The organism is Lysinibacillus irui, from assembly GCF_028877475.1.
Lineage (GTDB): Bacteria > Bacillota > Bacilli > Bacillales_A > Planococcaceae > Lysinibacillus > Lysinibacillus irui.
The window spans coordinates 3,917,822-3,938,037 of record NZ_CP113527.1 but is presented as its reverse complement, the minus strand read 5'-3'; the positions used below and the strand labels follow the sequence as shown (position 1 = coordinate 3,938,037).

The window sequence follows — 20,216 nt, the reverse complement described above, 5'->3', positions numbered from 1 at the left end:
ACGGTACAGAGTATTGTAGATGCCAATCAAATTCCAGAGCCAAATCGTTTAGTTGTGGGGCAAGCTCTTGTAATACCGATTATCGGGAGCTTTTATTATGTACAGCCCGGGGATAGTTTGTGGTCAATCGGACAACGCTTCGGTATTAATTATGTAACACTAGCTCAAGTAAATGGTATTAATCCGAATCAGCCATTAACTGTTGGAATGAGATTGTATATTCCACAACCTCCAAAAACAAAGGCAGAAACATTAGCGTACTTAGAGCCAAGAGGAACGTCTGTTAGTGAAACACTCTTGAATCAAGCTAGAGAAGCGGGTCCCTATTTAACATATTTAGCTTTATTTAGTTATGAGGCAAGACGGGACGGTACTCTACAAAGTCCACCAAGTCAAGGTGTGACACAAATTGCAAATGATACTGGGGCATCTCTTGCTATGGTCGTTTCGAATCTGGAAAATTTTAGTTTTAGCGGAGAATTAGCAAGAGATATTTTTCAAAGTACTGCTGTTCAGGATTTACTCTTTGAGAATATTCTTGCGGAAGCTAGACAACTTGGAGACGTTAAAGACATTCACTTTGATTTCGAAAATTTACCAGGTGACCAACGACAAGCCTATAACGATTTTTTAAGAAGGGCAGTAGAAAAATTCCATGCACAAGGATATACAGTATCTACAGCCTTAGCACCAAAAATAAGTGCAGGTGAGCGCAATCCATGGACGGAGGCGCATGATTATAAGGCACATGGAGAAATCGTGGACTTTGTTTTACTAATGACCTATGAATGGGGATATTCGGCAGGCCCACCAATGGCTGTTTCACCTCTCCCAGAAGTAGAAGAAGTTGTAAAATATGCAATTAGTGAAATGCCTGCAAATAAAATTATGCTAGGGCAAAATTTATATGGCTATGACTGGACATTACCATTTGTCCAGGGAGGACCAAATGCAGAGGCGCTTAGTCCGCAAAGAGCTATTGAAATTGCCAAACGTTACAATGCTGCGATTCAGTATGATTGGCGTGCCCAAGCACCATTTTTTGAATACTATGATGAACAAGGCAGAGCTCATGTGGTGTGGTTTGAGGATGCTAGATCTATTCAAGCTAAATTTAATCTTGTCAAACAGTATAATCTTCGTGGTATTGGCTATTGGAAATTGGGATTACCATTCCCACAAAATTGGGTATTAATAGGTGCTAATTTTGACGTGGTGAAGAAATGATACAGTCAAAGGATTACCCAATATATGTTTCCTTTGTGGAAATTTACTGTCAAATGCATTTCTAATTATAGTAAAGTATATTATAATTATGGTAAATAGTATTTTAGGAGGGATATTTTGGGTAAATTTAAAAAGTTAGGTATTATTTTAACGGCTACAGCATTTTCAGTTGGTGTTCTTACACCAATTTCCCAAGCATCTGCAAATGTGAAGGAACCATCAGAGCGCATTGAAATTCAGCTTGCAGCATCAGAGACAAAGGTTACAAAAAGCATGCTGATTAAAAAATTACGTGCACTATTCCCTAATGAGTTCAGTTTTGTAACGGATAACGACTTTAATTCTGGGGGAGGTCATTTCTATAGAGATGATACAACTGTCCGTTATGATTTAAACTTCCATAAAACAGTGAATGGTAAAGATATTTATGGTGGCTTTACATTTAAAGGAGAAGATTTAGAGTTAGAGCATTTCTATTACCAGCCAGCTAATATTACAGAAGCAATGTATCCCGCAAAATATTCAGAGAATGAAGCAAAAAAAATTGCAGAAGATTTCCTGAAAAAATTTGCAAATACAGAGAACTATAAACTTCGTAATGATGGATTAAACTATATTAACATGGGATTCAATCGACCATTATCCCAACCAATTACGTATTCATTCTCTTATTCACCAACTTATAATGATGTGCTGATTGGTGATCAAAGTATTACTATTGATGTTCTTGCTAATGGAGAAATAACAGGAATGTATCGTAATACAGAATCTATAAATAAAGCATCTTTTGATAATGTAAGTGAGAAAAAGAATGAGGAAGAAATGGTTTCACAAGTACGTGATAATTTAGCGGTTGAACTTCGTTATTATGTTGATTATTCTTCAGATACACGTAATGTGAAGCTTGTCTATATGCCAGCTTCAGGATTTAATGGTGTACATGCATTAACGGGGCAATGGCAAACAACGAATGGCTTTTCTACACAAGTTCCAAAAACGAAGAGTGCCATAAAAATATCTTCACAGCAGTTACCACCAAGAAAAAGTGGTATGACAGTAGCAGACGCTGAAGAATTTGCTAAAACTTTCTTAAAAGTTGACGATGACAAGGCGAAGCTCAATATTGAAATGGTTGATGAAAGAGAAAATGAAAATGGTGAGACAATTTATTCAATAAATTATATGTATATGTACAGTAATGGTGGTTCTGGTACGACTTTTGAAATTAATAAGGCCACAGGCGACATTGTACAGTATCACGATCTAAAGAGAGACTTTACAAATTCTGATAAAACAAATGTCCTTTCTAAGGATGCTGCATTATCGAAGGCGATTGAATACTTAAAGCAATGGTCTCCTTCTTATTTACATGAGTATTCAATGCCGATCGATGAGCCCGCAATTGATGAATATAGTAAAACATATTACTTCTCCTTCCCACGCATAGTGAATGGTATTGCAGTTGTTGGAGATGAAATAAGTGTAGGTATTGACTCTGATGGATCACTACTTTCATTGAATGTTAATAAACAAAAGATAAATAACTGGCCGTCTATTAGCCAAGCAATACCAAATGAAAAAGCAAAAGAGGCATATAGTAATGCACTTACATTACAGCTACAATATGTAAAACAAAATACAGAAGATAAACAACAGTATGATTTAGTGTATGCTCCTATCTTCAATGGTAGTGTAGTTAATCAAATTGATGCAATTACTGGTGAGTGGTTATATCAGGTAGATAGCTCAAAAGAGAAGCCTACGATTTCACACCCTACAGCAGCCAATGAATTAAATTATCTTTTAAATCAAAATGTGTTAGAAGTTAAAGATTTAGCAAACTTTAACGCGGATGCTGCTATAACAAAGGGTGAGGCATTAAAGATTTTACTGAAATCGTTAACATATGGCTATTACGGTGGCGGAGATGGAGAGAAGCAATCGTTCAACAATATCGATAAAAATCATCCATTATATGGAACTGTTGAACAAGCAGTAAGAATGGGAATTTTACAACCAGCAAATCAATTCGCAATTGATGAAACGTTAACACGCCAAGAGCTAGCAGTTTGGTCAGTTAAAATTTTACAATTAGAAAATGTTGCGAAATTAAAGGAGATTTACAAACTAAACTTTGCTGATGCGGCATCTATTGATCCAGCGTATGCAGGTCATATTGCCATAGCAAATGGTATGGGACTAATTGATTTACAGCAAAATAACTTTAATGCCACTAAGAATGTGTCTTATGCAGACCTTGCTGTTTCAACTGTCCGTTTAGCAAAAGCAATTCAAGAAAATACAAGTGATCGCAACTTCTACTATTAATAAATCCAAAGACATCTCCTCAATTGAAGGGGATGTCTTTTTTAGGTTAGTTTGAAAGGAAACGGGGAAGAATATGTAAGAAAGGAGTGTCTATATGAAATGTAAACTTTTATTAGCAGTTTCTTTAGTAACTGTCATTCTTTATGGTTGTAATAAGGATGAAGTTAAGGATGTACCTGCTAATGCACCAGCAGATCAGAATGCTAGTCAACAAACTGGTGAAACGCCTACAGACCAAATGACATTTAATTTTATTGAGTTTTCATTAGATGTTGATTACTCTGCAACGGAGTCTTATGAGGTAGAGTATGAGGATAAGAAAACAGGGATAGAGGCAAAGTTACAAGATGATCGAAAAAATGAAAAACTGCAGGGTGATGAGGCTTATACAAAATTAGAGCCGTTATTTAAGCAGTTGAATTTTGATTCGACAACGCCTAATGATGAAGTGATTGATCAAGTAATCAAAGTATTTAATATTGATGATAGCTTCCAATCCATTGAGGTGGATGTAGAGTTTGTTGACGGCAATGAAAAGGAATTTAAACGAATTAAATAATATGAGCCAGCTAACAAACGTTAGCTGGCTTTTTGATTAGCGTACCCAATGTCGATGTTTTGCAAGTAAATGAATAAAAGAGTTTAGATTGTTTGTCACACCATTTTGATTGGCAATATGCTGTAAAAACGAAATATTTTCTGTAAAGCCTATCGTTTTACAATGTTGATAGGCCTCTTCAATGAACTGTTCTGATTTTACTTGTAGTGAGGAATCTTGGAATGTCCCCGTAACATAAACACCATCATAGAGCACTGAAGAAGTAGTAGAAAATGTTTCGTGAACTTCATAACCATTTATTATGCCCTGTTTAGTACTCACAAGTTCAACTACTATATTTTCACTTAATAGAGTAGCAATCAGATCATTTAATTTTTCATTCGTGTTTTCTGAAACGATTACCGCTACTTTAGAAGTTTGGGCACTTTCAACAGCATTGATGATCTGGCTAACAGCAGGTGAAGTTTGTGTAATAGGGGGTACCTCTTTTTGTACTGGCGGAATAATACCAATATTATCTGCGATAGACGCTGCGAGTGTATAACTGACATGAGCAAACATATCTACAACTTGTTTTCGAATCGATTTATTCTTTACTTTTCCTAATTCAAAGCTAAAGGCATTGATGATATGCTTTTTCTCAATTTCTGTCATACTAAGCCAGAATAATCTCGCTTGTGAAAAATGGTCTTTAAAACTATCGCTACGTGCACGTACTTTATGGCCTTCCACTTTTTCCTGATAATGTGTGTATCCTCCATCTGCTTCAGAGACAGGGCTTGGTGTATTACTAGCTAAGGAATTTTTATGATAGCTAACTTGCCCAACATTGATTGTTTGTCGGCCATAGCCATCACGCTGATTATTATGGAAAGGACAGATCGGTTTATTAATAGGGATTTCATGGAAGTTTGGTCCTCCAAGTCTTATTAACTGCGTATCTGTATAAGAGAATAAGCGACCTTGTAATAAAGGGTCGTTTGAAAAATCAATACCAGGTACAACATGTCCGACATGGAATGCAGCTTGCTCTGTTTCAGCAAAGAAATTATCAACGTTTTTATTTAATGTCATCTTACCAAGAATGCGTACTGGAACTTCCTCTTCTGGCCATATTTTTGTGGCATCGAGAATATCAAAACTAAATTTAAACTCATCTTCAACAGGAATTAGCTGCACACCCAACTCCCACTCTGGAAAATGACCACGCTCTATTGATTCCCATAAATCTCTACGATGGAAATCGGGATCTTTTCCGGCAATGATTTGTGCCTCATCCCAGACAAGTGATTTAACGCCAAGTTTAGGTTTCCAATGAAATTTAACAAAATGCGCTTTTCCTTCTTTATTGACGAAGCGGTAGGTATTCACACCAAAGCCCTCCATCATTCGGTAACTTCGTGGAATGGATCTATCCGACATATGCCACATCACCATATGAGCAGATTCCTGATTGTTTGCAATGAAATCCCAAAATGTATCATGGGCACTTTGAGCTTGAGGAATTTCGTTATTCGGTTCAGGTTTTACTGCGTGTACAAAATCGGGGAATTTAATAGCGTCCTGAATAAAAAATACAGGAATATTATTGCCGACTAAATCGTAATTACCTTCCTGTGTATAAAATTTTGTAGCGAAGCCACGTGCATCACGGACAGTATCTGCTGAGCCTCTTGAGCCTGCAACAGTAGAAAAACGAACAAAGACAGGTGTTTTGGTTCCTTTTCCGTTTAAAAATTGTGCCTTTGTAATGTCACTTGCACATTCATATGTTTCAAAAATTCCGTGTGCTGCAGATCCACGTGCGTGTACTACTCTTTCAGGAATTCGTTCATGATCAAAATGCGTCATCTTTTCACGAAAATGAAAATCTTCCATTAAAGTAGGTCCTCGTTCACCTGCTTTTAATGAATGTTCATCTTCTGATATTTTCAAGCCTTGATTGGTTGTGAGAGGTTGACCTTTATCACTTACTCGGAATGCTTCTAGCTGCTGTTGTTTTTGATTTACATCTTTTTTCATTTAGAATCCTCCTTTATAAGTTACAACTACCTTCTACCCGTACAAGAAGATAACAAACATGAAGAAAGAAAATAGTTGCCGATTAAAAATGAATGTGTTATTATTATCTCGAATTAAAGATAATTGAATTCGAAGTAAAAGAGGGAGTCGTATGAAGGATAACAATCGTAACTTAAAAGCATTTACGGTCTTGTTCCGAGCATATCAAACGATTCAGGATGCAACTAAAAGAGATTTACTTCAATATGATTTAAATCAAACCGAGTTTTCGGTTCTTGAATTTTTGTACCATCGCGGAGAACAACCTATTCAAGTAATTGGTAAAAAAATATTAATTGCAAGTAGTAGTATTACCTATGTGATTGATAAGCTCGAACAAAAAGGCTTTGTATATCGAAAGTCGTGTCCAAAAGATCGCCGTGTTACTTACGTATTATTAACGTATGAGGGACAGACATTGATGGAAGAGATTTTCCCTAAGCATGAACAAAAAATAAATGAGATTTTTGAAGTATTGGAATCTCAAGAGCTGGACACAATGATTTTGTCTCTTAAAAAGGTTGGCAAAAATGCTTTAAAACAATAAAAAAATTTTTACACATATATCTCGATATCGAGATAAATAGGAGGAATAGAAAATGAATCATTTAAAAGGTGTACACCATGTAACGGCTATCACAAGTAGTGCTGAAGAGAATTACAAATTCTTTACATTTGTTTTAGGAATGCGTTTAGTGAAGAAAACAGTGAATCAGGATGATATTCAAACATATCATCTATTCTTTGCGGATGATAAAGGTAGTGCAGGAACTGATATGACATTCTTTGATTTCCCGAACATTCCAAAAGGAGTGCATGGTACAAATGAAATTTCAAAAACTTCTTTCCGTGTACCAACGGACGCAGCTTTAGATTATTGGGTTAAACGCTTTGATCGTTTAAATGTAAAACATACTGGTATTAAGGAACAATTTGGTGCGAAAACTCTGTCGTTCGTTGATTTTGACGATCAGCACTATCAGCTTATTTCTGATGAACATAATACAGGTGTTGCTTCTGGTACGCCTTGGCAAGATGGCCCTATTCCACTTGAATATGCGATTACAGGATTAGGTCCAGTATTCGTCCGTGTGGCCAATTTTAAATACTTTAAAGATATGTTAGAAAAAGTAATGCTCTTTAAAGAAATTGCTGAAGAAGGCGACTTCCACCTATTTGAAGTAGGTGAGGGAGGGAATGGCGCTCAAATAATTGTTGAGCATAACACTGTGTTACCAGTTGCTCGTCAAGGTTTTGGCACAGTTCACCATGCAGCCTTCCGTGTAGAAGATCGTGCGGTATTAGATGAATGGACTGCACGCTTTGAAAGCTTTGGTTTCCACACTTCTGGCTATGTAAATCGTCATTTCTTTGAATCATTGTACGCACGAGTTGCACCGCAAATTTTATTTGAATTAGCTACTGACGGTCCTGGATTTATGGGAGACGAGCCATATGAAACACTAGGAGAAAAATTATCATTACCACCATTTTTAGAACCTAAACGCGCACAGATTGAAGGACTTGTACGTCCAATTGACACTGTAAGAAGCTCTATTACGTTCGATAAAGAATATGAGTAATACTATTCCATTCAGTAGAGAGATGTTTCTCTACTGAATGAATACATAACTGTATTGGGGGTTTAAAAATGGAATTTTCCAAGCTGATTGATAAGCGTCGCTCTGCTAATAATTTTCTCAAGGACGTCAAAATGACTGTGGAAGACATACGTCCTATTTTGGAGGATGTTAAGCTCGCTCCATCAGCATTTAACTTACAACATGCTAATTATATAGTGGTGTTGGATGAAGATATGAAAGAAAAGGTTCGAGAAGCAGCCTATGGACAATATAAAGTACATTCAGCTTCAGCGGTAATACTTGTATTAGGTGATAAAGAGGCGTATAAAAATACTGCTGAATTAAGTCAAGGTATGGTTGATTTAGGTATTATTACAGCTTGTGAATTAGATGAGCTAGTAGCTGAAAATACAAACTTTTATGAAGAACGTGGGGATGCATTTATGAAAGATGAAGCAATTCGTAATGCATCTTTGTCTGCCATGTTATTTATGCTAGCTGCAAAAAATCGCGGCTGGGACACTTGTCCAATGATTGGTTTTGATGATCAAAAAATGCGTGAACTATTTAATGTACCAGAAACACATGAAATAGCTCTAATGATCACAATTGGGAAAGAAAAAGAAAGTAGTCGTCGTCTTCGTGGTTATCGAAAGCCAGTTGAAGAATTTGCCACTTACTATTAAAGTGGTATAAAATACAATAGCTATACAAATACTAAGTTTAATGTACATTTAGGAGGAAACATCATGAAAGTAGTAGCCATCGTTGGTAGTATTCGTAAAGAATCTTATAACATGCAATTAGCTCACTTTATTCAAAAGCGTTATACAGAAAAATTAGAGCTTGAAGTTTTAAGCTTAAAGGATTTACCAATGTACAATCAAGATATCGAAAATGAAGCACCACAAGAAGTTCTTGATTTTAAAGCAAAAGTAAAAGCAGCAGATGCTGTGCTATGGGTTACACCAGAATATAATGGTACAGTTCCAGGTGTGATGGTTAATGCCATTGACTGGTTGTCTCGTGTAGATAAAGTAATGATTGGTAAGCCATCTATCATTATGGGCGCATCTATGGGGAACTTAGGTACTGTAAAAGCTCAATTACATTTACGAGATATTTTATTCTCTCCTGGTATTAACTCACCATTACTAAGTGGCAATGATGTTTATATTGGTGCTGTTCACACTAAATTCGATGCAGAAGGCAATTTAACAGATGAAGGCACTGTGAAATTCCTTGACGTTGTCATTGATAACTTCTTAAACTGGGCAAAAAAATACATTTAAATTAATCTGACCCATAGGTATTCAATATACTTATGGGCTTTTTTTACTTCTGCATGGATTTTTCACATTTACACGTTATACTTTTAAGAAAAAGAAAAATGGTGGTTATAGATGAGAAAGTTATCACTGAAGTTAGGTATCATTTTTTTCATCACATTATTTTGTATCGAAACATTTATGATGTTTTTTTTACATGCCTCCTTGACTAATTCTCGTGTTGAAGAGGAATTAGCAAGCTTACAAGCAAGGGGAAACTCCCATCGTACAATATTAGAACAGAACTTTAATAACGAAACCTTGGCCCATATAGTACTTATGGAATCGGATGAAAGTACGGATGTAGTGGTTACTAATCATCAGGGAGAAATACTAGCTTCATCGCAACCCCATCCAGAAATTAGAGATATGTTCAGTAAGATAGACGGGGAAATACCTTATAAGGGAAGAGTATTGCAAGCTAACTGGCAAGAGGCTAAGGCTATTGCCACTATCAGTCCTATTAAAGAACAGCAAACAACGATTGGCTACGTTTTTATGTTTCAACATACAGATTCCATCCACGCCTTAATGAAACGTTTAAATAAGCATTTTCTTATAGTTGGCATTGTTTCTGGTCTTGTCACTATAGCGGTGATTATCGTGCTATCTAAAAAGCTTGCAAAACCATTAATCCAGATGAAAGAGGCTACATTGAACATGAGTAAAGGTGATTTTACAGTCGACCTTTCTACGAATTCAAAAGACGAACTTGGTGATTTAGCGAATGCCATCCAACTGTTGTCTAATGACTTAAATCATTTAAGGCAAGAGCGTAAGGAGTTTTTGTCAAGCATTGCACATGAGCTCCGCACCCCACTAACATTTATTAAAGGCTATACCGACATTCTTGCCAAACGGGATTTGATAGAGCAAGATCGTCAAAAGTATTTAGCCATTATAATAGAAGAAACCAATAGACTTTCTCGACTCATCAAGGATTTATTTGATTTAGCGAAAATGGATGAAAACTCATTTGTAATTGAAAAACAATGTATCCAGCTACATTCATTTATTACAAGCATGGAAGAAAAATTACATCCTGCTTTTCAAGAGAAAGGTATATATTTCGATGTACATTGTGAAAAAGGCTTACTTCTATGGGCAGATGAAGCAAGACTAGAGCAAATCCTCCTTAATCTATTAAATAACGCGTTAATCTACTGTGCACCTGGAGAAACCACCTCAGTCACTGTTAAAAAAAACAAAGATGTGATAAGCATCATTGTGAAAGATACAGGAAAAGGGATTCCAGCGGAGGATGTACCTTATATTTTCGAACGGTTTTATCGAGTGGAAAAATCCCGTAGTCGTGCTCTAGGTGGCTCTGGTCTAGGACTTGCTATTGTTAAGGAATTGGTAGAGGCACATGGGGGGAAAGTGAAGGTTAGCAGTGAAATCAATAAAGGAACTACTTTTGAATTATTGTTTAAGGGAGTAGAAGCGAATGAAGACTATTTTATGCATAGACGATGAGCCAAGAATGTTAGATTTATTGACCCTTTACTTAGAGCCTACTTTTCATTGTAGAGCCATGTCGTCCGTTCTAGAAGGACTCGATTATTTAGAAGAAGAGCATGTGGATTTAGTTCTGTTGGATATTATGATGCCGGAGATGGATGGGTGGCAAGCTTGCCAGGAAATTAGGAAGTTTTGGGATGTGCCTATTATTATGCTTACGGCAAAAGGAGAGCATGCTGATATTGTAAAAGGCTTAAACATGGGTGCTGATGATTATATTTTAAAGCCTTTTGATGAGGAAGAGTTATTAGCGCGTATACATGCGGTATTAAGAAGGGCGAAAATAGATGAAAAAGTTATATGCATTGAGGGGCTACGATTAGATAAGGAAGCGTTTGAACTTTATTTTCAACAAAAGGCAATCTCATTAACACCAAAGGAATTTTCCATGCTAGCCTTATTTTTAAATCATCAAAATAAAGTATTTTCCAGAGAACATCTTATCAACACAGTTTGGGGATATAATGTAATGATTGAAGATCGTACGATTGATTCACATGTGCGTAATTTACGAGAAAAATTAAGAAAAAGCGGCTTCCCTGCGGATGATTATTTACAAACAGTATGGGGTATCGGTTATAAATGGCATAAGTCCGCAGCACTTGAACATAAAAACTAGAAAACAACCTCTACCATACCTACTGGGAGAGGTTGTTTAAATTATTTTGAAGTTAACTCTTCTTCTGTTACCCATTTATGATTTTTTACTGCCTCACCATTTAAAGTGGAAGTGTAATCCACCATATAAACAGTTGTTTGTACAGCCTCTTCAATATGGACAAGCGCATTTTCCATACCTTCCATATGCGCTGCATCCGTTTTTACTTCTGTACCAGGAGCCAGAGGTGCTTCTTCGGGATCAATTAATTCTTCGTGAATGACCCACTTATGATTTTTAACAGGTTCTTCACCTGTAGTTGGTTCATAGGAAATAACATAAGCAGTCGTATCATAGGCCCCGACTATTTCTGCTTCTGCACCTTTCATACCGTCCATATGCCCGTTCGTAATAATAGCTGTACTTCCTACAGGAAACTTCGGATTTTCAGCAATTTTTAATGTAGCTGGTACTTCGCCTGAACTTGAATGGTTCATTGTCGAATGATCCATTTCTTCAGTCGTATGATTAGATGTAGACGCAGGCTTCGTTTGATCCTCCGTACAAGCAGATAAAGTAAGTAAAGCTAATACTGATAGTAGTGCCATTGACCATTTTTGTTTGAATATCATGTCATATCCTCCTCACTATTTGCTAATACTGTAGCAAATAAATGTGCAGAAATAATGGACATGATCTACTACCAAAAATCAAATCACATCTTTCATCTAACAAGAAAGATGTGAGGAATTATTTATTGAATGGGCATGATTTTCAATGTTTTTTGTAATCGATAGGCGAGGATGCCAGCGAAAATCGCTAAGATAAAATCTTTTGGTAGTGGGGGGATCATCCAGAGCCAAGCTAGTTTATATGAAAAGACCTCTGGTGCACTTGCCCATAGTTTGTAGGCAAAATACATCCAATTTGTCCCTAGGAAATAATTAAGCGCAGTTGCGATTAACGCTGCCGCAATATAGCTTTTCTTTGTTGCACTTCGTTCTACAATTAGTCCTGCAACAAATGCTGCTCCAATAAATGTAATAATAAACCCAAAGGTAGGGCTTAAAATTTGTCCAACTCCCCCACCAAAACGAGCAAAAACAGGCGCTCCTGCTAATCCTATGCACATATAAACTGTACAGGCGAGCGCACCCTTTCTGCTACCAAGAACCAGTCCTGCTAAAATAGCAAAAAACGTTTGTAGTGTAATCGGTACACCACCCACCATCATAAATGGGGCAAAGGAGGTAATATTAGCCCCTATCATCATAAGTGTTGAGAATAACCCAATATAGGTAATGTCAATAGTTCTTAATTTATGATGACTCTGTTGTGTAGCAGTAGCCATAAATTTCACCTCGTTATAAACCTTCTTACTGCTAGTGTAAAAAACGAATATAATTGTGTCAACCTTATTTTAATTTTAAGTTAACTCAATTATAGTGTAGACTAACTAATTATAAAAATGTATGATAGAATCGTCACAATTTTATAACTTTAAGTACTATTGGTGTGATATTTTTTGAATGTCACTTAAAAGGGAAGTCGGTGGAAGTCCGACGCTGTCCCGCAACTGTAACGAGGAGTCTTATAATATTTTTTGCCACTGTGTTAGTATGGGAAGGCCATTATAGGATGCTGATTCGAAGCCAGGAGACCTGCCATTAGTAATACCTGTAATGCCCACGAGGATGCAAGCAATTACGGACAATAGCTGGATATTTTCTGACTTTGTTTAATCTAGGGTATTTCTATGCGTATTTTCGTATGGAATACCTTTTTTTATTGCTTCATCCATCAATACTTAGTAGGAGCTTTAAACGGATGAATAAAAAATTTATGTTTTTTTCCTTAATACTTTTCTTCGTATTAATCGTTTCTATGACAATAGCCGTTATGGTTGGGTCTGTATCAGTTACACCCTTCTATGTATGGAAAGTTATTCTTTCTAAAATCCCCATTATACAAAATGGCATAGAGCAAGACTGGAGTCGCTCACAGGAAATCATTATTTGGCAAATAAGAGCACCACGTGTTTTACTCGCAGCTATTGTTGGAGCTGGTCTAGCTATTGCTGGGGCAGCAATTCAGGCACTTGTGAGAAATTCCATTGCTGACCCTTATATATTAGGGATTTCGTCAGGTGCAGCTGTTGGAGCGACCTCAGTAATTATTTTAGGTGCCTTTTCATTTTTAGGAATCTATGCTCTTTCTGTATCTGCATTTTTAGGGTCATTACTTGCCATTGCGCTCGTATTTTTCTTATCACGAGTTGGTGGTCGTGTCTCAATTTTTCGCTTGTTATTGGCGGGGATGGCTGTGTCCTTTATTTTAACGGCCGTTTCCAATTTCATTTTGATGATGTCGAAACAAGAAGGGGCTTTAAAGGCTGTTATGTTTTGGATGCTAGGGAGTCTAGCTGGAGCCAAGTGGAATAATATTGTAATCCCGGCTTTCATATTCTTCCTCGTATTTGGGCTACTATGGCTACACTATCGAAATTTAAATTTATTATTACTAGGGGAAGAGGCAGCTGTAACGTTAGGGGTTAATTTACAGCAATTTCGTATTCAGCTCATTTTACTTGTTTCGTTGTTAACTGGTGTACTTGTCGCAGTCAGTGGCTCTATTGGATTTGTGGGATTAATCATTCCACATATCGTTCGGTTAATTGTGGGGTCAAACTATAAATATGTGATATCTATTAGTGCTTTAATTGGAGGAATCTTTTTAGTGTGGGCAGATGCTTTTGCCCGAATAATCATCGCACCTCAAGAAATGCCAATTGGTATTATAACGGCCTTTTGTGGAGGACCATTTTTTATTTGGCTACTCCGTCGTAACAATTATTCTTTCGGTGAAGGAGACTAACTTATATGACATTAGAAGCAAAGCAGCTATCATTCTCCATTTACGATGAGCGTATACTACATGAAGTAAGTATTCAAATAAAAGAAAAACAACTTGTTGGACTCATTGGCCCTAATGGTAGCGGCAAATCCACATTGCTAAAAAATATGTACCGTCTGCTAAAACCGGAAAGTGGTACGGTATTATTAAACGAACAAGATATTTTAAAGCAATCAAGTAAATCGATTGCTAAAAATTTAGCCGTTGTTAGTCAAGAAACACCTGTTTTATTTGACTTCACCGTACATGATTTAGTCAGTATGGGAAGAACGCCACATAAAAAACTATTGGAGCTTGATCAAGAACAAGATTTCCGAATTGTGGCAGATGCTCTTCTACAAACTGGTATTTCACATTTGGAGAAACGAAGCTTTAGCTCTCTTTCCGGTGGAGAGAAAAAGCGCGTAATGGTTGCACGTGCTCTGGCACAACAAGCTAAGGTATTGATATTAGATGAGCCGACGAATCATTTAGATATACAGCATCAACTCCAGCTTATGGACTTAATTCAAACTCTACATTTAACTGTAGTCGCGGCTTTACATGACTTAAATATCGCAGCAATGTACTGTGATCAAATTTACGTTTTACAGAATGGACGAATAGTTTGTCATGGGACGCCAGAAGAAGTACTTACTCCAACGTTGTTACGGGAAGTATTTCATGTTTTTGCTGATATTCAAATACATCCACTAACTGGTAAGCCTTATCTTACATATGTTCCAGAGCAATTTGCCAAAAAGGTTAACCAATCATAAGAAAGTTAAAAGTCTATACATCTACCATCCTTTACAAGGAGTGAATGTATGAAAATAGCCTTTACGAAAATGCATGGTATTGGCAACAGCTATATTTATCTTGATCTTTTCAGGTATGATTATAATGACAATATCTTTTGTGAATTAGCTAAAAAGATAGCAAATGTCCATACAGGCATTGGCTCGGATGGATTAATTATTATTCAACCTTCTAAAATTGCTGACTGTGGTATGCGCATTTTTAATAAGGATGGTACAGAGGGATCTAACTGTGGAAACGGACTTCGCTGTGTTGCAAAATATATTTTTGAACGCCAAATTGTGCGACAAAAGTTTTTTACAATTGAAACAAAAGCAGGCATTATGTACGTAGAGGTAGTGGTTCAGGATAATACAGTCATAGATGTGATTGTCGATATGGGTAAACCTTTATTGTATCGTAAAGATATACCGATGTTAGGTACCCCTAATAAGCTCGTCATCAATGAATTATTTACAGTGCCTCCACATAATTTGTTCCTAACAGCGTTGTTTTTAGGAAATCCAAACGCGGTATTTTTTATCGATGATATAGAAAAAGCGCCGTTAAGAACACTAGGAGGCATTATAGAAAATGATGTGAGATTTCCTAATCGTGTTAATGTTGAATTTGTACAGGTCATCCATTCAAAAGCCTTACAATTTAGAGTTTGGGAGCGAGGTTCTGGTGTTACGGAGGCGTGTGGAACAGGTGCTTGTGCTGCAGTAGTAGCTGCTATTTTAAATGGTTTTTGTCAGAGGGGAGAAGAGATAACTGTTCATCTGAGTGGAGGTGACTTAAACATACGATGGGCTGACGATGACCATGTTTGGATGCGAGGCCCAGCGGAGTTTATTGCAGAGGGGATATACGAATTTTTATAGCGTCTAGCAAGTCACATTGTTCTTCGGAGCATGCTTAAAAAATTTACAAGCAATATCACTGAAGTGTAAATGATCCTTGAAGGGATGTGAAGATGGGAAAACTGAGGGCTTATCGGTTTTCTATGTTTTTATTAATTGCCATTCTTCTAGGTGTTATTATTGGCTTGCTTTTTGGTGAGAAGGCTACGGTGTTAAAGCCTTTTGGTGATATTTTTATTAATTTATTATTTATGATTGTTGTGCCATTAGTGTTTTTCTCCATTGCATCCTCCGTTGCTAGTATGGAAAGCCTCAAACGTTTAGGTAAAATTATGGGCTCAATGATGCTCGTATTTATAGCAACAGGCATTATTGCCGCCATTATCATGTTAATTGCTGTTACTATTTATCCCCCTGGGGCTGAGGTATCCGTTCAGATTGTATCCCCTGAAACAACAGAGGATTTAAGCTTTGCTGAACAATTAGTTAACACCTTCACTGTGCCTGATTTTATGAATTTATTATCCAGAAGTAATATGCTAGCACTTATTTTATTTGCTGTCTTAATCGGGCTTGGCACAGGATTAACAGGAGAAGCAGGTAAGCCGTTTGCGCGTTTTTTAATAAGTGGTTCGGAAGTATTTATGAAGGTCATCAAGCTAGTGATGTACTATGCACCAATTGGATTAATGGCTTATTTTGCAACATTAATAGGGGATTTTGGAGCGGCATTGCTTGGGGATTATGCTAAAGCCATCATTCTCTACTATCCTGTTGCTATCCTTTATTTTTTAATCGGCTTTACTTTATACGCTTTTATTGCAGGTGGAAAAGTAGGAGTTATAAAGTTCTGGCAAAATATTTTAACGCCTGCTGTGACAGCATTAGGTACAGGAAGTAGCTTTGCAACACTGCCTGTTAATCTAACAGCTGCCAAACAGATTGGAGTGCCAAAGGATATTCGTGAAACCGTATTACCGCTTGGTGCCACCATTCATATGGATGGCTCATGCTTGTCCGCCATATTGAAAATAGCGTTTGTTTTCGGTGTGTTTAATATGGATTTTACAGGATTCAGTACTTTTGTAACCGCAATTGGCGTCGCCTTACTATCAGGTATTGTGATGAGTGGTATTCCAGGTGGAGGTTTCATTGGAGAAATGCTTATAGTCACATTGTACGGTCTACCAGTTCAAGCTTTACCGATGATCTCTGCTATAGGAGTAGTAGTAGACCCTCCTGCTACAATGGTAAATGCTACAGGTGATACTGTGGCAAGTATGATTGTAACAAGAACAATAGAAGGAAAAGATTGGATACAGCAAGAAGTGGATTAAAAAGGACGCCTCTGAGGGGCGTCCTGTAATATTGTCCGATTAAGAGACTGCTTTTAAACCTGCAACACCAATGATAATAGCAATAATACTTATAATACGTGTTAGGTTTTTTGATTCTCCAAAGAAAATGATATTTACAAGCACAGCGCCAACAGTACCAATACCAACCCAAACAACATAGGCAATGCTTAACTGTAAATAATTGAATGATGCATATAAAAGGGCGAATGATAATCCAAAGCCACCGATATATATTAATAAATTTCGTACGGTTTTATTTTGACTATAAAAGCGTAAACCTACAACACCTATAATTTCTGACATTGCTGCTAATACTATATATATCCAACCCATTATGCATTCACCTCTTTCTGTTCTTCATGCTCTGCTGATGAGCTATCTGCAAGTTTTAACCCGATAACGCCTGATACTAAAATCAACATAAAAATACCTTTAATGGCATTAAACTCTCCATCGAAAATAAAAATATCCATTAATGTAGTACCGATTGCACCTGCTCCAGCAAAAATAGCGTAGACTGTGCCAGTAGGTAATTTTTCACATGCTTTTGATAAAAAGTGAAAATCAAGAGCAATCATAGACACAATAATAACCCAATGCCACCAAGAGTTAGCTACATTAAAACCAAATATCCAAAACAACTCAAATAAACTTGTTAGTCCAACATAAACCCATTCTTTTTGCATAAAAAATTTCCTTTCATATAGTATATTAATGACTGACATTCAGTCATTTTTGAGGTAAAGAAGAACGCCACTTATGTGTGACGTAGGCCAAGTGCATGATATAAAAAGTCTAGAAGCTCAAGCTTTAGTAGCTTCATCGTTTCATCTTTGCTATCATCAAACAAATAAATTTGTTCTGCAGCAGATTCTATGAGACCAATAATAAGCTTTGCTGAACGTGATGGATCGATAGAATCACGAATCATTCCTTGTTGCTGAGCAGATAATAAAAAATTACCCATCCAAGCATAATAAGGGGCGTAAATATTTTCCCATTCTTTTAAATGCTCTGTTTGAGCAATACCCGCATAAATGAGTGCAACGATATCGCCATATTCTTTCGTAATTAAGAAAATCATCTCAACAACCTCTTCTAGTTGTTGCTCAAAAGGTTTATCAATAGAAATACCTTCTTCTAAGGTTACAATAATTCTTTCAACCATATGTTTTGCAATAGCAGGCATAACAGAAAGGCGAGACGGGAAATAGAGATAAAAAGTTCCTTGGGCAATCCCTGCAGCTTTGACGATATCCGAAACCTTTGTTTTTTCAATTCCTTTTTCACGAAAAACTTCAATAGCAGCTTGAATAATCTTTTCTTCCTTTGACATGCAATCCCTCACTTTTGCCTTACTTGATTAGTATGTTACAGGAGAAGAAAATGAATGTCAACAAAAAATGACTGATAGTCAGTCATTTTCCTCTAGACCTTAAAAAAGACAATACGACTTCAGTTGTTGCAGGACATGAGTCTTTGGATTAACATTCCTACTCGTCAGCTTAAAAGATTAGTTTGGGACGATTGTTTATTAGCGTGAAAGCGAAGATTTATGGCAATCAAGTGGATGTATTATTATTTGCATAGTTATCATGATTTCAGGGAACTTTATGATTGAAAGGATGATGATAATGGATAATATAAAATTTGCTCAATTAGATCCACAACAACTTGCAAAAATTAATGAACTTGAAAAAAAGATTGGTGTGACATTAGTGGCTTATGATTCTTCTTCTATGCCAACACCTGGTTCTGGTGCTTACGAGACTAATAATAGCACGACCAACAATCATCCATCATAATAAATGAAAATGCCTTGCAGTGATGTAAGGTATTTTCGTTTTAAAAAAGCTAAAGGAGTCATGAAAATGAAAGAATTCTATGCAGATTTACATATTCATATTGGGCGTACTTATAAGGGGCGTGCTGTGAAAATTACTGGCAGTAAAACACTAACATTAGCTAGGATTTTAGAGATGGCGAGTGCAAGAAAAGGGTTAGATATGATTGGTATTATTGATTGTCATTCACCTGAGGTCATTGAAGAAATGATGGACATGATCGAACGAGGTGAATTAAAGGAACTGAAGGAAGGAGGATTACGCTTTCAAGACACAACTTTGATACCGGGATCGGAAATAGAAATCTATGATCAATATTGCCATGGTCCTATTCATGTGCTTGCTTACTTTCCTACTCTTAAGCTCATGAAGCATTTTTCAACATGGATGTCCCAATATATGAAAAATATTCACTTAAGTTCACAGCGTATATATTGTGATGGACGAACTTTGCAGCAAAGGGTGCATGAATTGGGAGGGCTTTTTATACCTGCACATGTATTTACTCCTTTTAAAAGTTTGTTTGGCAAAGGGGTTCTTCGCAGTTTAACGGAAGTTTTTGATCCTCAACTAATAGATGCGATTGAATTAGGCTTAAGTTCAGATACAGACATGGTGAGCCACATTAAAGAACTTCAGGCGTACACGTTTGTTAGTAATTCGGATGCCCATTCACTTGGGAAATTGGCACGTGAGTATCAAAAGTTACGCTTAGAGGAAGCTAATTTTACAGAACTAAAAATGGCCCTTCATGAACAACAAGGTCGAGCAGTAATTGCCAATTATGGCCTAAACCCATTGCTTGGCAAATATCATCAGACAGTCTGTGCCAAATGTGGTGAACAGCTAAGTAACGAAGTAACGGTTTGTACTGTCTGTGGAAGTACTCAAATCATAAAAGGGGTCGCTACACGCATACATGAGCTATCTGAGGATTTTTTGAAAGAAAGATATCGACCACCTTATATTCATCAGGTCCCCCTTGATTTTATCCCAGGTATTGGGCCGAAAATGATGGAACGTTTGATAGAAGCATTTGGTACAGAAATGGATATTCTGCATAATGTAACGATTGAAGAGCTTGAACGAATAGTACCTCATAAAATTGCTCATTTAATTGATTTAGCAAGAACAGGCCAACTAGCAATAGAGGTTGGTGGTGGTGGTGTCTATGGAAAGATTCAGACAGATTAGATACAAGATGAAAAAATTTAAAAAGATTGTTATATTTTAACCTTTTTTTAACCCTCCTCTAG

Annotated in this window: 21 protein-coding genes and 1 riboswitch; of the genes, 15 read left to right on the top strand and 6 right to left on the bottom strand. The window is 36.8% G+C overall.

Translation table 11 applies throughout. The features are described 5' to 3' along the window. The first annotated feature begins 54 nt into the window (after window positions 1–54). The 3 genes from OU989_RS19810 (at window position 55) to OU989_RS19800 (ending at window position 4,114) form a co-directional block, all read left to right on the top strand. Window positions 55–1,227 carry a glycosyl hydrolase family 18 protein gene (locus OU989_RS19810; RefSeq protein ID WP_449826345.1) on the top strand — a complete coding sequence of 391 codons (1,173 nt, stop codon included), beginning with the start codon at window positions 55–57 and terminating at the stop codon, window positions 1,225–1,227. A gap of 117 nt (window positions 1,228–1,344) precedes the next feature. Continuing rightward, complete coding sequence (locus tag OU989_RS19805) at window positions 1,345–3,555, top strand: YcdB/YcdC domain-containing protein (RefSeq protein ID WP_274794650.1); 2,211 nt, start codon at window positions 1,345–1,347, stop codon at window positions 3,553–3,555. A 94-nt stretch (window positions 3,556–3,649) separates the two neighbouring features. Beyond that, a complete protein-coding gene (locus OU989_RS19800; protein ID WP_274794648.1) occupies window positions 3,650–4,114 on the top strand; it encodes a YusW family protein in 465 nt (154 codons plus the stop codon). A gap of 36 nt (window positions 4,115–4,150) precedes the next feature. Here OU989_RS19800 and OU989_RS19795 read toward each other — a convergent pair whose 3' ends face one another. Then, window positions 4,151–6,136 carry a catalase gene (locus OU989_RS19795; RefSeq protein WP_274794647.1) on the bottom strand — a complete coding sequence of 662 codons (1,986 nt, stop codon included), beginning with the start codon at window positions 6,134–6,136 and terminating at the stop codon, window positions 4,151–4,153. Window positions 6,137–6,287: 151 nt separating this feature from the next. Between OU989_RS19795 and OU989_RS19790 the strand changes: the two genes are divergently transcribed. The 6 genes from OU989_RS19790 to OU989_RS19765 all read left to right on the top strand — a co-directional run bounded on the left by OU989_RS19790 (window position 6,288) and on the right by OU989_RS19765 (window position 11,226). Further along, entirely contained in the window at window positions 6,288–6,722 is a 435-nt protein-coding gene (locus OU989_RS19790; protein ID WP_274794646.1) for a MarR family winged helix-turn-helix transcriptional regulator, read from the top strand. Window positions 6,723–6,774: 52 nt separating this feature from the next. Further along, window positions 6,775–7,758, top strand: coding sequence for a ring-cleaving dioxygenase (locus tag OU989_RS19785; RefSeq protein WP_274794645.1), 984 nt, complete (start codon window positions 6,775–6,777; stop codon window positions 7,756–7,758). 68 nt (window positions 7,759–7,826) lie between these two features. Beyond that, window positions 7,827–8,444, top strand: coding sequence for a nitroreductase family protein (locus OU989_RS19780; RefSeq protein WP_274794644.1), 618 nt, complete (start codon window positions 7,827–7,829; stop codon window positions 8,442–8,444). A 63-nt stretch (window positions 8,445–8,507) separates the two neighbouring features. Beyond that, a complete protein-coding gene (locus tag OU989_RS19775; RefSeq protein ID WP_274794643.1) occupies window positions 8,508–9,050 on the top strand; it encodes an NADPH-dependent FMN reductase in 543 nt (180 codons plus the stop codon). A gap of 111 nt (window positions 9,051–9,161) precedes the next feature. Continuing rightward, window positions 9,162–10,562, top strand: a complete 1,401-nt coding sequence (locus OU989_RS19770; RefSeq protein WP_274794642.1) for a HAMP domain-containing sensor histidine kinase — start codon at window positions 9,162–9,164, stop codon at window positions 10,560–10,562. After that, window positions 10,534–11,226 (top strand): response regulator transcription factor, encoded by a 693-nt coding sequence (locus OU989_RS19765; RefSeq protein WP_274794641.1) that lies wholly within the window; start codon window positions 10,534–10,536, stop codon window positions 11,224–11,226. The genes OU989_RS19770 and OU989_RS19765 overlap by 29 nt, the downstream gene beginning before the upstream one ends. 41 nt (window positions 11,227–11,267) lie before the next feature. Here the strand turns inward: OU989_RS19765 and OU989_RS19760 are convergent, their stop codons facing one another. Both OU989_RS19760 and OU989_RS19755 read right to left on the bottom strand, forming a co-directional pair. After that, window positions 11,268–11,837 (bottom strand): YdhK family protein, encoded by a 570-nt coding sequence (locus tag OU989_RS19760; RefSeq protein ID WP_274794640.1) that lies wholly within the window; start codon window positions 11,835–11,837, stop codon window positions 11,268–11,270. 122 nt (window positions 11,838–11,959) lie between these two features. Further along, window positions 11,960–12,556 carry a biotin transporter BioY gene (locus OU989_RS19755; protein ID WP_274794639.1) on the bottom strand — a complete coding sequence of 199 codons (597 nt, stop codon included), beginning with the start codon at window positions 12,554–12,556 and terminating at the stop codon, window positions 11,960–11,962. Between the two features lie 143 nt (window positions 12,557–12,699). Next, window positions 12,700–12,888: riboswitch (cobalamin riboswitch) on the top strand. Window positions 12,889–13,032: 144 nt separating this feature from the next. On the opposite strand from OU989_RS19755, the gene OU989_RS19750 reads away from it, so the two are divergent. The 4 genes from OU989_RS19750 (at window position 13,033) to OU989_RS19735 (ending at window position 17,095) form a co-directional block, all read left to right on the top strand. Next, entirely contained in the window at window positions 13,033–14,079 is a 1,047-nt protein-coding gene (locus OU989_RS19750; RefSeq protein ID WP_274794638.1) for a FecCD family ABC transporter permease, read from the top strand. Window positions 14,080–14,084: 5 nt separating this feature from the next. Beyond that, entirely contained in the window at window positions 14,085–14,876 is a 792-nt protein-coding gene (locus OU989_RS19745; RefSeq protein WP_274794637.1) for a heme ABC transporter ATP-binding protein, read from the top strand. Window positions 14,877–14,924: 48 nt separating this feature from the next. Next, window positions 14,925–15,779 (top strand): diaminopimelate epimerase, encoded by an 855-nt coding sequence (dapF, locus tag OU989_RS19740; protein ID WP_274794636.1) that lies wholly within the window; start codon window positions 14,925–14,927, stop codon window positions 15,777–15,779. A 92-nt stretch (window positions 15,780–15,871) separates the two neighbouring features. Then, window positions 15,872–17,095: a dicarboxylate/amino acid:cation symporter gene (locus OU989_RS19735; protein ID WP_274794635.1), complete on the top strand. Its 1,224-nt coding sequence runs from the start codon at window positions 15,872–15,874 to the stop codon at window positions 17,093–17,095. 39 nt (window positions 17,096–17,134) lie between these two features. On the opposite strand, the gene OU989_RS19730 is transcribed toward OU989_RS19735, so the two are convergent. The 3 genes from OU989_RS19730 to OU989_RS19720 all read right to left on the bottom strand — a co-directional run bounded on the left by OU989_RS19730 (window position 17,135) and on the right by OU989_RS19720 (window position 18,452). Beyond that, the gene (locus OU989_RS19730; RefSeq protein ID WP_274794634.1) at window positions 17,135–17,449 is read right to left on the bottom strand and encodes a DMT family transporter; all 315 of its coding nucleotides are present in this window, start codon (window positions 17,447–17,449) and stop codon (window positions 17,135–17,137) included. Continuing rightward, window positions 17,449–17,802, bottom strand: coding sequence for a DMT family transporter (locus OU989_RS19725; RefSeq protein ID WP_274794633.1), 354 nt, complete (start codon window positions 17,800–17,802; stop codon window positions 17,449–17,451). The genes OU989_RS19730 and OU989_RS19725 overlap by 1 nt, the downstream gene beginning before the upstream one ends. Before the next feature lie 71 nt (window positions 17,803–17,873). After that, entirely contained in the window at window positions 17,874–18,452 is a 579-nt protein-coding gene (locus tag OU989_RS19720; RefSeq protein ID WP_274794632.1) for a TetR/AcrR family transcriptional regulator, read from the bottom strand. Window positions 18,453–18,750: 298 nt separating this feature from the next. Here OU989_RS19720 and OU989_RS19715 point away from each other — a divergent pair, with 298 nt between their 5' ends. Both OU989_RS19715 and OU989_RS19710 read left to right on the top strand, forming a co-directional pair. Continuing rightward, a complete protein-coding gene (locus tag OU989_RS19715; protein WP_274797398.1) occupies window positions 18,751–18,921 on the top strand; it encodes a hypothetical protein in 171 nt (56 codons plus the stop codon). A gap of 66 nt (window positions 18,922–18,987) precedes the next feature. Continuing rightward, the gene (locus tag OU989_RS19710) at window positions 18,988–20,154 is read left to right on the top strand and encodes an endonuclease Q family protein (protein WP_274794631.1); all 1,167 of its coding nucleotides are present in this window, start codon (window positions 18,988–18,990) and stop codon (window positions 20,152–20,154) included. The last annotated feature ends 62 nt before the right edge of the window (window positions 20,155–20,216 follow it).

Bases quoted from the DNA above. Each gene is read 5' to 3' on its own strand.
- OU989_RS19800 (WP_274794648.1), top strand. From the start codon at position 3,650: ATGAAATGTAAACTTTTATTAGCAGTTTCTTTAGTAACTGTCATTCTT.
- OU989_RS19795 (WP_274794647.1), bottom strand. From the start codon at position 6,136: ATGAAAAAAGATGTAAATCAAAAACAACAGCAGCTAGAAGCATTCCGA.
- OU989_RS19790 (WP_274794646.1), top strand. From the start codon at position 6,288: ATGAAGGATAACAATCGTAACTTAAAAGCATTTACGGTCTTGTTCCGA.
- OU989_RS19785 (WP_274794645.1), top strand. From the start codon at position 6,775: ATGAATCATTTAAAAGGTGTACACCATGTAACGGCTATCACAAGTAGT.
- OU989_RS19780 (WP_274794644.1), top strand. From the start codon at position 7,827: ATGGAATTTTCCAAGCTGATTGATAAGCGTCGCTCTGCTAATAATTTT.
- OU989_RS19775 (WP_274794643.1), top strand. From the start codon at position 8,508: ATGAAAGTAGTAGCCATCGTTGGTAGTATTCGTAAAGAATCTTATAAC.
- OU989_RS19770 (WP_274794642.1), top strand. From the start codon at position 9,162: ATGAGAAAGTTATCACTGAAGTTAGGTATCATTTTTTTCATCACATTA.
- OU989_RS19765 (WP_274794641.1), top strand. From the start codon at position 10,534: ATGAAGACTATTTTATGCATAGACGATGAGCCAAGAATGTTAGATTTA.
- OU989_RS19760 (WP_274794640.1), bottom strand. From the start codon at position 11,837: ATGATATTCAAACAAAAATGGTCAATGGCACTACTATCAGTATTAGCT.
- OU989_RS19755 (WP_274794639.1), bottom strand. From the start codon at position 12,556: ATGGCTACTGCTACACAACAGAGTCATCATAAATTAAGAACTATTGAC.
- OU989_RS19750 (WP_274794638.1), top strand. From the start codon at position 13,033: ATGAATAAAAAATTTATGTTTTTTTCCTTAATACTTTTCTTCGTATTA.
- OU989_RS19745 (WP_274794637.1), top strand. From the start codon at position 14,085: ATGACATTAGAAGCAAAGCAGCTATCATTCTCCATTTACGATGAGCGT.
- dapF (WP_274794636.1), top strand. From the start codon at position 14,925: ATGAAAATAGCCTTTACGAAAATGCATGGTATTGGCAACAGCTATATT.
- OU989_RS19735 (WP_274794635.1), top strand. From the start codon at position 15,872: ATGGGAAAACTGAGGGCTTATCGGTTTTCTATGTTTTTATTAATTGCC.
- OU989_RS19730 (WP_274794634.1), bottom strand. From the start codon at position 17,449: ATGGGTTGGATATATATAGTATTAGCAGCAATGTCAGAAATTATAGGT.
- OU989_RS19725 (WP_274794633.1), bottom strand. From the start codon at position 17,802: ATGCAAAAAGAATGGGTTTATGTTGGACTAACAAGTTTATTTGAGTTG.
- OU989_RS19720 (WP_274794632.1), bottom strand. From the start codon at position 18,452: ATGTCAAAGGAAGAAAAGATTATTCAAGCTGCTATTGAAGTTTTTCGT.
- OU989_RS19715 (WP_274797398.1), top strand. From the start codon at position 18,751: ATGGATAATATAAAATTTGCTCAATTAGATCCACAACAACTTGCAAAA.
- OU989_RS19710 (WP_274794631.1), top strand. From the start codon at position 18,988: ATGAAAGAATTCTATGCAGATTTACATATTCATATTGGGCGTACTTAT.